Below are 12,634 nucleotides of genomic sequence, written 5' to 3' on the forward strand. Positions count from 1 at the left end.
CCGAGCTTAAGCCGGTAGATCAAACCAAATGGCATTGACAGGTCCTTGTAACACGTTGCCTTGAAGTGACGCGATCGCGGCAAGCTTGATACCATCACCGGCGGCAAGCGTTTGCTCTGCCAGCGACACTGTGCCACTGATCAGGTGCAGATAATACGCTCTGCCAGCAACAACTGGCAACTCAAATGCGTCACGTTCGGTTAAACGAAGCTGTGCCACCTGGGCGTCTTGTCGTATTTGCAAAGTACCATTGCGGCCATCTGGCGTAATCACCCATGTTAAACCAAGTGCTTGGCCAAAGTCTTTTTGTTGATAGCGTGGTTCACCCTCTTGTTGGTTGGGTTCAATCCAAATCTGCAAAAACGTTAATGGCGCGGTTTTACTGGCATTATATTCGCTGTGTTGAATGCCTTTGCCCGCACTCATCAGTTGGAACTCGCCGGCCGGTAAAATTTTTTCATTACCCGCAGAATCTTTATGCGCGATATGACCGTCGAGCACATAGCTGATGATTTCCATATTGCGATGACCATGCGTACTAAAGCCTGCCCCTGCGATCACCCTGTCATCGTTGATCACGCGTAAGGCTGAAAACCCCATTTGTTTAGGGTTATAGTAATGACCAAATGAAAAGCTATGTTTGCTGGTTAGCCAGCCAAATTGTGCTTGTCCGCGCTCTGCTGAACGAATAATCTCTAACATGTTAATCTCCGCTAATCAGGTTGCAGGGCCCTGTGGTTTACGTTGGCCTTACATCGTTATGTTGCTAGTTTAAGCGGCGGCCTTAAACAAATAAATTGTAATAAATATGATGAATCTTACGGTTAATTAGATGGTAACAGCGAATATGCTTACTTTGCGGGTGTTGTGGTTAACGGTTTTAGCGTTGCTGGCTTTTGCGGGGAATAGCTTATTGAATCGAGCTGCATTTAGTCATACTAGTATTGATGCGACGAGTTTTACCTTAGTGCGGATCCTATCTGCGGCACTGCTGTTATACGTGTTGTTAAGAGTGCGTCGACCGGTACGGCAGCCTGCGGGCAGTTGGCTCGGTGCGGGCTACTTATTTGCCTATGCGGCGTTATTTTCTTTTGCTTATGTACAGTTGGATACCGCCACCGGGGCGTTATTGTTATTTGGCGCCGTGCAATTAACCATGCTAGCGTTGGGTGTAAAACAATTAACTCAGGTTAGCGGTTGGCAATGGGCTGGCGCAGGCTTGGCCCTGGCAGGGATTATCTGGTTATTGCTGCCAGGCGCCAGTGCGCCAGAACCCCTGTCAGCCTTCTTCATGTTATGTGCGGGTGCCGCATGGGGATTGTATTCTTTACTGGGCCAGCGCGCGGGTGATGCTGCGGCAAACACTGCGGGCAATTTTCTAAGGGCGAGTCCACTGGCATTGGTGCTGAGTGTGCTATTTTGGCCGAACCTGCAATGGGATCCCTATGGTGTGCTGCTGGCGCTGATCAGTGGCGCTATTACTTCTGGTTTAGGTTACTACATTTGGTATCGGGTATTGCCAGCCTTATCAGCGTTACAAGCTGCATCGGTACAATTGGCAGTCCCTGTTTTGGCTGCCATACTGGGTATAGTGTTGTTAAATGAGCCATTAACGCTACGTTTAGTGTCCGCTGCGGCTGTCGTACTCTGTGGTTTAGGCTTGGTCTTATTGAGTAAAAATCGCGCTTAATCCGCTAAAGTAACCGCCTTTTGCGGCACGTTCGCGTGTAAAGCTTGCTCGGGCAAACTGGTGAGCTTGCTGGATTTACGGTATGCTGTAACAGGGTATTGGCCAAGCTAAGTAGTTGCCATGCCAGCAAAAAAGGAATCGATATGCGATCTGTAAATTGGCAAAATGGTTGGCGGCAAACGATAGATTTTGTTCGAGCCTATGCCCAGCGTTGTAAGCAGGATCAGTTGTCTGTGATGGGCGGCTATTTGGCTTATATCTCATTATTGTCTTTGGTGCCCATGGTCACCGTGATGTTTTCTATGCTCAGCGCCTTTCCGATGTTTGCGCAGTTTCGCACGAACTTAGAGCAGTTTATTTACGCGAATGTGATCCCTTCTCGCGGCGAAGAAATTCAAACCTATCTCACGAAATTTATTGGCAACACCGGCAGTATGACCGCTATCGGTATTTTGGCTTTAGTCTGTGTGGCGTTATTGTTGATCCACAACATCGATAAAACCCTGAATAAAATTTGGCGCGTGACGAAACGGCCACGATTAATCATTTCGTTTTCTATTTATTGGATGATTTTAACGCTAGGCCCCATTTTAGTCGGCTTGTCGATCGGTATGACCTCCTACGTGGTCCGACTGAGCAGTTTTGCCGATGATTACACACCTGGTTTTTCGACCATCGTCCTTGGCTTAGTGCCTTACGCCATGTCGTTAATCGCCTTCTTTATCTTGTATTTGGTGGTGCCGAATATCAAAGTGCGGCTTAAACATGCCCTACTCGGGGCGTTATTGGCCACCGTATTATTTGAATTATCGAAGCGCGGCTTTGCTATTTATGTGACGCACTTTCCAACCTATCAAACGATTTATGGTGCTTTAGCCTTATTACCTATTTTGTTCGTTTGGGTGCATTTATCGTGGATGGTGGTATTGCTTGGTGCAGAATTAACGGCGTTATTGCAACAACGTGAAGAGGGGGTGTGTGAAGAAGGCGATGATTGTGCGGTCCCCGATCAGGATGAAGCACCTCCCACCACTATTGATACCGAGCGCTTAACATGAAGGCATTAATTCAACGCGTGAGTTCGGCCAAGGTTGAGATTGAACACACAACAGTGGGTGCTATTGAGCAAGGTTTATTGGTGCTGCTTGGCGTAGAGGCGACAGATAGTGCTGCTGATGTGCAAAAGTTGGCCGAAAAAGTCTGTCGTTATCGAGTGTTTAGCGATGATCAAGGCAAAATGAATTTGAACGTGCAACAGGCCGGCGGAGCCTTGCTGGTTGTTTCGCAATTTACGCTAGCGGCGGATACACGTTCGGGTTTAAGACCGAGTTTTACCCCAGCAGGCAGCCCGCAACTGGCAGAGCAGCATTATCAGGCTTTTTGCCAGGCTTGCCAAACGCTTGGCCTTAAGGTGGCGACAGGGCGTTTTGGCGCGAATATGCAGGTGAGCTTGGTCAATGATGGGCCGGTAACTTTTTTATTGGAGAGTCGTTAAATCGATGAACGCGAATTTACTGAATCAGCGCTGGCAATTGCGCAGCCCAGAGAGCGCCGCCGACTGGCAAGCCTATTACCAATTACGTTGGCAAATTTTACGGGCGCCATGGTTACAAGCTTTAGGTAGTGAGCGCGACGAATTAGAGCAAGACGCTTACCATCTGATGCTCACTAACGCAGCCGGCGAGTTAATTGCGGTGGGGCGGTTACATCAAGTCGATGCCGAAACGGCACAAGTGCGTTATATGGCGGTGGCTTCTGAATGGCAAGGCCAGGGCGCAGGTGCCACAGTGTTACAAGGCTTGGAGCATTATGCGATAAGCCAAGGGTATAAAAAGCTGCTGCTAAACGCTCGCGATAGCGCCTTACCTTTTTACTTACGCCAGCAATATCAGGTGTTGGGCTCGGCCCCCAGCATGTTTGGCATTGTACATCAACGCATGAGTAAAACGCTGACGCTAGCCGGCACTGACAGCGAGTTCCGCCAGTGGTGTGCAGATTTGCAACAGACATGGCACAGCACTATTCCGTTAAGCCAGTTTATGCAATTGCAGATCACCTCTTTTGATGGTTTTAGTTTGCAATGTCAGGCGCCATTGGCACCGAATATTAATCTGCATCAGACCATGTTTGCTGGCAGTATTTATACCTTAGCAACCTTAACCGGCTGGGGCATGTTGTATCTTCAGTTGCAAAGTTTAGGCTTAGCCGGCGCGCAGGTGTTAGCCGAAGGCAATATTCGTTATTTACAACCGGTGCGTTCGACCCCCACTGCGCGTTGTCATTTAGTCGATGTGCGGGGCGATCTCAGTACCTTAGCCAGTGGTCGCAGAGTACGCCAGCAGATCACCGTAGATATTTTCGCCGATGAGCAGCATTGTGCGCAGTTTGTAGGTTTATATGCCGTATTACCATCGCAAAGCGATGACTAACAAGGTCGTCATTATTGGTTGTGGTTGGCTAGGGCAGCAATTGGCGAGGCCTTTAGTGCATGCCGGTTATCAAGTATTCGGTAGTCGTCAATCGAGTGCCAGTGCGGCAGCATTACCTGAGCCTATCCAAGGTTTCACGCTGGCTTTAAATCAACCACTACTTGAGAGCGACAGGTTATTGGCAATGCTGGCGGATGCGTGGGTGATTTGCAGTATTGCACCGGGTCGAGCCTCGCCTTCGGGCTATGTCAGTGCGCTGCAGCAGCTAGCCATGCTTTGCCAACAAGCCGGTTTTAGAGGGGGCATCCACTTTAGTTCTACAGGTGTGTATCAGGGAGTCGATGGTCATCTTAATGAACAGACCACGCTGTCTGAAACTCAGCCTCGAGCGGTGTTGCTGGCCGAGGGGGAACAGGCTTTACAACAGCAAGGTAATTGGCTGACGTTGCGTTTAGGCGGCCTAATGGGGCCAGGGCGTCATCCGGCACGTTTTACCCAAGGTAAACGGCTTGCTGATGCGCAGCAACCGGTGAATATGCTGCACAGTGCTGAGGTGGTGCAGGCTGTTTTAGCTCTGCTGCCCGTTTGGCCTTTAAGCCAGCCTTGTTATAACTTAAGCTCGCCCGCTCTGGTGAGCAAGCAGGCATTTTATCATGCGGCAACAGCTGCTCTTGGGCTGCCAGACAGTGCTTTTGATACTGAAACGGCAGCGCCATGGCGCAAAGTTGAGAGCCTAGCAATAGAGCGAGATACGCCTTTTCGTTATCGCTATCGTGATGCGCGTGATGCGCTGGCCGATTGTTAGTAAGCCTGTCTCAAATTTTAAACTTCGCAGCAGCAAGCTGTAACTGTTCGGCCAACGCTGCCACTTCGGCACTGTGGTTAAGGGTTTCTTCAGCTTGTGCGGCACTGGTTTGCGCCAGCCCGACCATTTCATGCATATTATCGTTAATCGACTGCCCTAAGGCTAATTGACTGGCACTGGCGCTTGTAACCGCTTCGCTTATTTTCAAAGTTTCATGGATCGCTGCTGCCACTTGCTGCAAGGCGTTGACTAATTCAGCCATGGTTTGCACACAGTTTTCCGCATCGGTTGTTCCCGCGGTGACGGCCGTTACGGCTTGTTTAGTTTGTTGCTGCAAATGTTCAATCATCTGGCGTATTTCACTGGTCGCTTGCTGCGTGCGGCTTGCTAAAGAGCGAACTTCATCGGCCACTACGGCAAAGCCGCGACCTTGTTCGCCGGCTCTGGCCGCTTCGATGGCGGCGTTTAACGCTAATAAGTTGGTCTGTTCGGCAATGCTGCTAATGGTGGTTAAGATGCCCCCAATGTTGGTCGACTCCGAACTGACTTTGTTAATTAAGCTGCTGGTATTCACCAATTGCCCAGCCAATTTGCTGATACGTTCGCTGTTTTCATCTGCCAGCGTATTAATTTGTTGGCTTTGTTGCAGCGCCAATTGCATGGCTTGGCCAGTTTCTGCCGCATGCTCTGCGACCGCTTGCGTATTATCGGCTAATTGTTCGGTAATACTGTTCACCGCACCAATTTGCTGCTGTTGTTGCTGTAACGATTGGTTAATATCACTGACGGCACGGGTAGAGCGACTGGCAGTGTTATTCAGCGCACGGGCATTGTGCTGGATATTATTAATTAAGCCGCTAAGGGCACTGATGAGGCTGTTAACCTTAGCAGAGAGGCTGCCAAATTCATCTTGTTGTTTAATCATCAGTTGCCGGGTGAGATCGCCTTGTGCGATATAGCCCAGTATATGGTTGATACCTTTAAGCGGTTTGATCATGGCATTAATAGTGAAATAGGCGATAGTAAAAGCCAGCACGACTAAAATGACCAAAATAATAGTGGTGCGCTGGCTGCCAGAGTTTAATTGGCTGGAAACTTGCTGTTGAAGCTCAGTAAATTGCTGATCTGCGGCTTGTACCACTTGATCTAAGCTATTCAGCGCTTGCTCAATTTGTTGCTCTGCTTGATTCAGTTGTAAACGTGCCTGCTGTAAGGCCGTGACATGCTGTTTTTTCAGTTGGCTTAAATTCGTTTCTTTGTCGAAGGCCGCATTTAAGTTTTGCCAATTTTCAGCAAATTGCTGCCATAAACCTTGGCTGTTGATGCCTTGTACTAATTGCGCTAAATAATCGACATTGACCTGCATATCACTGACCGCAAATTCAATATTTTGCTCGTTCGGTGCAAATTGTGCGTAGTCACTGTAACCCGCGGTTTCGCGCAGCGTGTTAATTAACCCTACCAGTTGCCCGTCTAAACGCGCAGCCGTGCCGGCAACGATGGCGGCCAGTTGTTTATCGCGAGGCAGCTCTAATTCAGATAATTCAATTAAGCTAGCGCCGGCTTCATCTAACAGGATTTCTAACTCAGCTAATTCACTGTTGAGTTGCTGCTGGTAGCTCAGGCTACTTAAACGCGCTTGAAACATTTTTGCGGCGGCATCCGTGTAACCTTTGGCAAACTCGGTGGCTTGTTGCAGGTTTTGTTGCAGCGCACTGTCTACATTAAGCTGGGTAAAGCCTTCTGTTAGCTCAGCAAAAGCACGTTGTGCTTGTAGGAACTGCTGCTGTTGGCGTTCAATGGCATTTTGTTGTTCCGCATTAAACCCTGCAGCGGATAAGCGGGCCAGTTTTAATAATTGAATTTGCGCTAAATTGCTTTGTTGTTGTGCGGGCAACGCTTGTTCATTGACCTGAGTATTGGCACTGGTGATGCTACGAAAAATGCCCAGCGCTGAGATGCTAGCAAACAGTAATAACAAGGTGATAAAGGCAAAACCAATACTCACTTTATGTGCAACTTTTAATTTCATGCTGAGATACTCTGCTTGAAGAAACTTATTATCTTTCTTATCGTTTCAACTTAGCAGTTTTTAGCACACTGGTCTAGCCAGCAGCGCAGTCTGGCTAGACCTAACCTTGTGCAAAAGGTAAACCCAGTGCACGAGAAAGCACTGGGTAGTGTTAATAACGATTAGTTTAGTGTTTAGCATGACGCGGTTTGCTCACATCAACACGCCATGAATCATCCCTGAGGCTCGATTCCGGCCATCCATGGCCTTCAACGGTTGATTTAGAGCAAACAGGTCATGCTTAACCGACTGGCATTATGGGGAGTGTGAGTTTAGTAGTGTGAGTTTAAAAGCTACATAACATACCGCTGGGTAACATGGGGTTAAATACACCCGATCGTACCAAGGCGGCACTTTTTTCTATATCGGGACCAAAGTAACGATCTTGCTGATAAAAGCTGACTTCGTCGCGCAAAGCAGCTTTTGCTTGCTCTAACACCGGGGTGCTTTTCAGTGGCGCCCGAAAATCCAAGCCTTGTGCCGCAGCAAGATATTCCACCGCCAACACGCCGGTAGTGTTCTCGGCCATATCAGCCAAGCGCCGAGCGGCAAAGGTCGCCATGGAAACATGATCTTCCTGATTGGCTGAAGTCGGTAAACTGTCGACCGAAGCAGGATGTGCTAACGATTTATTTTCTGAGGCCAGCGCAGCAGCGGTCACCTGTGCAATCATAAAACCACTGTTGACCCCACCGTTTGGCACCAAGAAAGCCGGTAACTTACTCAAACTAGCATCAATTAATAACGCCATACGGCGTTCCGACAGTGCGCCAATTTCGGCTATGGCTAAGGCCAAGTTATCGGCGGCCATAGCAACCGGTTCGGCATGGAAGTTACCACCGGATAAAATATCGCCATCATCAGCAAATACTAAGGGGTTATCTGTAACGCCATTGGCTTCAACTTGCAGCACTTCTGCCGCATGACGGATTTGCGTTAAACAGGCACCCATCACCTGAGGTTGGCAGCGTAACGAGTAGGGATCTTGTACTTTTTCACAGTTTTCATGGGAATGGCCTACTTCAGAGCCGGTTTGCAGCAAGTGCCGATAAATGCTGGCAGTATCAATTTGGCCTTTTTGGCCACGCGCTTGATGGATGCGTGGATCAAATGGCGCGCGACTGCCAAGTGCCGCTTCCACGCTCATTGCACCAATAACGCAACCCGCAGCGTACAAATCTTCGGCATGAAACAAGCCTTGTAAGGCTAGGGCGGTAGATGCTTGTGTGCCATTCAGTAAGGCCAGGCCTTCTTTCGCGGCAAGAGTAATCGGCGCTAAACCGACTAATTCGAGTGCTTCTTTAGCATCATAAATTTGCCCTTTGTAGCAAATCTCACCTTCACCGATTAACGGTAATACCATATGAGCAAGAGGCGCCAAATCGCCAGACGCGCCCACCGAGCCTTTTTCTGGAATGCAGGGATATAACTCGGCATTGACCATAGCAATCAGCATTTCAATCACGCTTAAGCGAATACCCGAAAAGCCACGGCTGAGCGAATTGATTTTTAGCACCATCATTAAGCGTACGGTGCTATCTGCCATAAACTGGCCAAAGCCCGCGGCATGCGATAACACGATAGACCGTTGTAACAATTCTAATTCATCGTTTTTAATCCGTGTGCTAGCCAGTAAGCCAAAGCCGGTATTGATGCCATACACCACTTTATTTTGTTTAATAATATCGGCGACACAAGCGGCTGATTTAGCAATAGCAGGGAGCGCACTGGCATCTAGGCTGAGCGTTACTGCGCCTTGTTGCAAAGCACGTAATTGTGCCAAACTAAGCTGGCCAGGGATCAAGTTTAAGGCGAAGGTCATGGTTATTCTCCCGTCATCATCGGTAGATCTAGGCCCTGTTCATGGGCACATTTTTTGGCAATGTCGTAACCTGCATCGGCATGACGCATTACCCCTGTACCCGGATCATTCCACAGCACTCGACCTAAACGTGCTGCCGCTTGCTCCGTGCCATCCGCGACAATCACCACGCCACTGTGTTGGCTGTAACCCATACCCACGCCACCGCCATGATGTAACGACACCCACGTAGCGCCGCCAGCGGTATTTAGTAAGGCGTTCAGTAATGGCCAATCGGAAACGGCATCTGAGCCGTCTAGCATGGCTTCGGTTTCACGATTAGGGCTGGCAACCGAGCCAGAATCAAGATGATCACGACCAATAACAACGGGGGCACTGAGTTCGCCATTTTTTACCATCTCATTAAATGCTAAAGCGATACGGGCGCGATCTTTTAAACCAATCCAACAGATACGGGCCGGTAAACCTTGAAACTGAATGCGCTCGCGTGCCATATCCAACCAATGATGCAAATGGGTATCATCCGGGATCAGCTCTTTGACTTTCGCATCGGTTTTGTAAATGTCTTCAGGATCGCCAGACAGGGCCACCCAGCGAAATGGCCCAATGCCTTGGCAAAACAGTGGCCGAATATAGGCAGGAACAAACCCGGGGAAATCAAAAGCATTGTCTATGCCTTCGTCTTTGGCCATTTGCCGAATATTATTGCCATAGTCGGTAGCGACTGCGCCGCGTTGCTGTAAAGTTAAAATTGCTTGCACTTGAACGGCCATAGAATGTTTCGCGGCCTTAACCACTTTGGCCTCGTCTTGCTGGCGCATTTCTGCTGCAATTTGCAGGGTCCAGTTTTGGGGTAAATAGCCGTTTAAAGGATCATGTGCGGAGGTTTGATCGGTCACCACATCGGGCGTAATGTTTCGTTTAACTAATTCGCTGAACACATCGGCGGCATTCGCCAATAAACCAATAGAGGTGGGTTTGCCTGACGCTTTTGCTTGCTCAAGTAATTGCAACGCTTCATCTAAAGCATAGGCTTTTTGGTCGATGTAGCCGGTTTTTAACCGAAAATCGATGCGACTTTCATCCACTTCACAGGCGATCATATGAAAACCGGCCATGGTTGCGGCCAATGGCTGTGCACCGCCCATGCCACCGAGACCACCGGTTAAGATCCATTTATTGGCGGCGTTACCGTCAAAATGCTGCTTAGCAATCGCCACAAAGGTTTCATAGGTGCCTTGTACGATGCCTTGCGTGCCGATATAGATCCATGAGCCAGCGGTCATTTGGCCGTACATCATTAACCCTTGTCGATCTAATTCATTAAAATGCTGCCAGTTCGCCCACGCCGGTACCAAATTAGAGTTGGCGATTAACACCCGCGGTGCATCAGGGTGGGTTGGAAAAACACCAACGGGTTTACCGCTTTGCACTAACAGTGTTTGGTTATCCTCTAACCGGTCTAACACCTCGACAATCTTATCAAAACAAGCCCAGTTACGAGCAGCGCGGCCAATACCACCATACACCACCAGGGCTTGCGGATGCTCAGCCACCTCAGGATCCAGGTTGTTCATTAGCATGCGCTTAGCGGCTTCAGTTTGCCAACTTTTGGCGGTGATCTGCTTGCCGCGCGTGGCGCGGATCACTCTGCTGTTATCAATACGGTTCGTGTTCATAGCAACCTCTGTTAACGGGGTAACGCAAAATTAAGGTGTCCGCCCAGCCGATAGCGGCTACCAGGCGAGGTGAGATAAGCCAGGCTGACGGCACCATCACGGCTAAAGGTGCGACGGGTCAAGCGCAGGCAGGGTTCAGGTTTTTTCAGTTGTAGATGCTGGCAAGTAAAGTTATCTGGCCAGATCGCTTCAACGATATGTTCAGCTTCGGTAAGTGGCGCAATCATACTCAGATAGTGATGCGGTGTTTGCTCTTGAAAATCTTGCTGGATATACAGTGGCACTTGCAGCGGATTGACATAGCGCGCTTCGAGTTGCAGTGGTTGCCCGGCAGATAAGTGCACAATCAGTGAAAAAAACACAGGGTCATTGCGTTTTAACCCCAGTGCTGTTGCCACAATGGTGGGGCAAGGTAATTCGGTTAGCTGTACTAAGGTTGCGCTATAGGTATGGCCACGGCCGGCAATTTCATCAGCGATATTATGTATTTGCAATAAAGACGACTGTGATTTAAGTGCCGCAACAAAGCTGCCAACACCTTGCGTTCGATACAAAATACCTTGCTCGGTTAGCTCTTGCAAAGCGCGGCGAGCGGTCATGCGGCTAACAGAGAATTGCTCGGCCAATTCATTTTCGGATGGCACACGGCTGTGCTCAGGCCAGGCACCGCTTTCAATTTGCCGCAGCATAAACTCTTTTATTTCTGCAAATTTTGCCATGTTATTCTCGTGTTAGTCAGATAGCAGGTCAGAACGGATCCGCTAATTAGCTGCAAATAAAAATAGCGGATCTTAGTTGTATATACAAGTTTTTCGTATAGACTATTTTTAATAGTTTGGGCTTTAGCTCTAGAGGTCGTTGCGCGATTAAGTGTTAGCAGAATCGTGCTCAGGAGGAACAGTGACAGAATTTGATGCCGTGTGGGTGAATGCTCAGATCGCCAGCATGACGGAAAATGGCCAGCCTTATGGTGCTATCGCGCACGGCGCATTGGCCATCAAAGACGGTTTGATTGCTTATGTTGGGCCACAAGCCGATTTGCCGCAATTTGATGCATTAAGTACGCCGCTGTACGATGCAAAAGGCCAATGGATCCTGCCCGGTTTAATTGATTGTCATAACCATTTGCTGTTTGCTGGTAGTCGCGCCAATGAATTTGAGCTGCGCCAACAAGGGGCCAGTTATCAAGCTATCGCGGCAGCAGGTGGTGGTATTGCCAGTACCGTAAAAGCCACTCGGGCAGCCAGCCATGAACAATTGTTTGTATTAGGTAAAGATCGGCTCAATAGCTTACTGCACGAAGGCGTGACGACTGTAGAAATTAAATCAGGCTATGGTCTCGATTTAGCCAATGAGCAAAAGCTGCTTGAAGTCGCCGCGTTGTTAGCTGAGCATCATCCGCTGAATATTGTAAAAACCTTTTTAGGTGCGCATGCACTGCCAGCAGAATTTAAAGAGGATGCGGCGGGTTATATCAACGAAGTGTGTCGTATGTTACCGCTGCTTGCTGAGCAACAGTTGGTGGACGCGGTTGATGTGTTTTGTGAAGGTATTGGCTTTAGTGTTGAGCAGTGTCGGCAAGTATTTAACACGGCCAAGGCATTAGGCTTACCGGTTAAAGCGCATGCGGAACAATTATCTAACTTAGGCGGCAGCGCCTTAGTGGCAGAGTTTTCGGGGTTATCCGCGGATCATCTGGAATATTTGGATGAGGCAGCGATTGCCCTTATGGCAAAAGCCGGTACCGTTGCGGTGTTATTACCGGGGGCCTATTACTTTTTACGGGAAACCCAATTACCACCGATAGCGCTGTTACGTCGCTACCAGGTGCCAATGGCGATTGCCACCGATCTTAATCCGGGGACCTCGCCATTTTGTTCATTATTGTTAATGTTGAATATGGCCTGCACCTTGTTTCGTTTAACGCCAGAAGAAGCGTTATTAGGCATGACGCGTCATGCTGCCAAGGCGCTGGGATTGACTGACCGGGGAAGTTTGGCTGTGGGAATGCGTGCCGATTTTGCCTGTTATGCGATTAGCCAACCGGCAGAATTATGTTATCAATTTGGCGTCAGTGCGCTTAAACAAGTGGTCATTGGTGGCACCTTATGCCGCTTAGCCAAAAATGTGTAGCTGAT

11 protein-coding genes are annotated in these 12,634 nt (G+C 48.9%); 6 read left to right on the forward strand and 5 right to left on the reverse strand.

Annotated features, from left to right (window positions below; translation table 11 throughout):
* Nucleotides 1–6 precede the first annotated feature (6 nt).
* Nucleotides 7–702: a pirin family protein gene (locus tag LMJ53_RS13560; protein ID WP_229587448.1), complete on the reverse strand. Its 696-nt coding sequence runs from the start codon at nucleotides 700–702 to the stop codon at nucleotides 7–9.
* Nucleotides 703–832: 130 nt separating this feature from the next.
* Here LMJ53_RS13560 and LMJ53_RS13565 point away from each other — a divergent pair, with 130 nt between their 5' ends.
* From LMJ53_RS13565 to LMJ53_RS13585, 5 genes are all read left to right on the forward strand, one after another.
* Nucleotides 833–1,690: a DMT family transporter gene (locus LMJ53_RS13565; protein ID WP_229587450.1), complete on the forward strand. Its 858-nt coding sequence runs from the start codon at nucleotides 833–835 to the stop codon at nucleotides 1,688–1,690.
* Between the two features lie 143 nt (nucleotides 1,691–1,833).
* Nucleotides 1,834–2,748 carry a virulence factor BrkB family protein gene (locus LMJ53_RS13570; RefSeq protein ID WP_229587452.1) on the forward strand — a complete coding sequence of 305 codons (915 nt, stop codon included), beginning with the start codon at nucleotides 1,834–1,836 and terminating at the stop codon, nucleotides 2,746–2,748.
* The gene (gene dtd, locus LMJ53_RS13575) at nucleotides 2,745–3,185 is read left to right on the forward strand and encodes a D-aminoacyl-tRNA deacylase (RefSeq protein ID WP_229587454.1); all 441 of its coding nucleotides are present in this window, start codon (nucleotides 2,745–2,747) and stop codon (nucleotides 3,183–3,185) included. Before LMJ53_RS13570 ends, dtd begins: the two co-directional genes overlap by 4 nt.
* 4 nt (nucleotides 3,186–3,189) lie before the next feature.
* A complete protein-coding gene (locus LMJ53_RS13580; RefSeq protein WP_229587456.1) occupies nucleotides 3,190–4,119 on the forward strand; it encodes a bifunctional GNAT family N-acetyltransferase/thioesterase in 930 nt (309 codons plus the stop codon).
* Nucleotides 4,088–4,924 (forward strand): hypothetical protein, encoded by an 837-nt coding sequence (locus LMJ53_RS13585; RefSeq protein ID WP_229587457.1) that lies wholly within the window; start codon nucleotides 4,088–4,090, stop codon nucleotides 4,922–4,924. Before LMJ53_RS13580 ends, LMJ53_RS13585 begins: the two co-directional genes overlap by 32 nt.
* 10 nt (nucleotides 4,925–4,934) lie before the next feature.
* Here the strand turns inward: LMJ53_RS13585 and LMJ53_RS13590 are convergent, their stop codons facing one another.
* From LMJ53_RS13590 to hutC, 4 genes are all read right to left on the reverse strand, one after another.
* The gene (locus LMJ53_RS13590) at nucleotides 4,935–6,956 is read right to left on the reverse strand and encodes a methyl-accepting chemotaxis protein (protein ID WP_229587459.1); all 2,022 of its coding nucleotides are present in this window, start codon (nucleotides 6,954–6,956) and stop codon (nucleotides 4,935–4,937) included.
* Between the two features lie 325 nt (nucleotides 6,957–7,281).
* Nucleotides 7,282–8,817 (reverse strand): histidine ammonia-lyase, encoded by a 1,536-nt coding sequence (hutH, locus tag LMJ53_RS13595; protein ID WP_229587461.1) that lies wholly within the window; start codon nucleotides 8,815–8,817, stop codon nucleotides 7,282–7,284.
* 2 nt (nucleotides 8,818–8,819) lie between these two features.
* Nucleotides 8,820–10,496, reverse strand: coding sequence for a urocanate hydratase (gene hutU / locus LMJ53_RS13600; RefSeq protein ID WP_229587463.1), 1,677 nt, complete (start codon nucleotides 10,494–10,496; stop codon nucleotides 8,820–8,822).
* Nucleotides 10,497–10,507: 11 nt separating this feature from the next.
* Nucleotides 10,508–11,215 carry a histidine utilization repressor gene (hutC, locus tag LMJ53_RS13605; RefSeq protein ID WP_226751039.1) on the reverse strand — a complete coding sequence of 236 codons (708 nt, stop codon included), beginning with the start codon at nucleotides 11,213–11,215 and terminating at the stop codon, nucleotides 10,508–10,510.
* 181 nt (nucleotides 11,216–11,396) lie between these two features.
* Here hutC and hutI point away from each other — a divergent pair, with 181 nt between their 5' ends.
* Nucleotides 11,397–12,629 (forward strand): imidazolonepropionase, encoded by a 1,233-nt coding sequence (hutI, locus tag LMJ53_RS13610; protein ID WP_229587465.1) that lies wholly within the window; start codon nucleotides 11,397–11,399, stop codon nucleotides 12,627–12,629.
* The last annotated feature ends 5 nt before the right edge of the window (nucleotides 12,630–12,634 follow it).

The organism is Rheinheimera sp. UJ51, from assembly GCF_020819615.1.
In the GTDB taxonomy this organism is placed as follows: Bacteria; Pseudomonadota; Gammaproteobacteria; order Enterobacterales; family Alteromonadaceae; genus Alishewanella; species Alishewanella maricola.

Coding starts and splice junctions, on each gene's coding strand:
- LMJ53_RS13570 (WP_229587452.1), top strand. CDS start 1,834: ATGCGATCTGTAAATTGGCAAAATGGTTGGCGGCAAACGATAGATTTT.
- hutC (WP_226751039.1), bottom strand. CDS start 11,215: ATGGCAAAATTTGCAGAAATAAAAGAGTTTATGCTGCGGCAAATTGAA.
- LMJ53_RS13590 (WP_229587459.1), bottom strand. CDS start 6,956: ATGAAATTAAAAGTTGCACATAAAGTGAGTATTGGTTTTGCCTTTATC.
- LMJ53_RS13560 (WP_229587448.1), bottom strand. CDS start 702: ATGTTAGAGATTATTCGTTCAGCAGAGCGCGGACAAGCACAATTTGGC.
- LMJ53_RS13585 (WP_229587457.1), top strand. CDS start 4,088: ATGCCGTATTACCATCGCAAAGCGATGACTAACAAGGTCGTCATTATT.
- hutU (WP_229587463.1), bottom strand. CDS start 10,496: ATGAACACGAACCGTATTGATAACAGCAGAGTGATCCGCGCCACGCGC.
- dtd (WP_229587454.1), top strand. CDS start 2,745: ATGAAGGCATTAATTCAACGCGTGAGTTCGGCCAAGGTTGAGATTGAA.
- LMJ53_RS13565 (WP_229587450.1), top strand. CDS start 833: ATGGTAACAGCGAATATGCTTACTTTGCGGGTGTTGTGGTTAACGGTT.
- LMJ53_RS13580 (WP_229587456.1), top strand. CDS start 3,190: ATGAACGCGAATTTACTGAATCAGCGCTGGCAATTGCGCAGCCCAGAG.
- hutH (WP_229587461.1), bottom strand. CDS start 8,817: ATGACCTTCGCCTTAAACTTGATCCCTGGCCAGCTTAGTTTGGCACAA.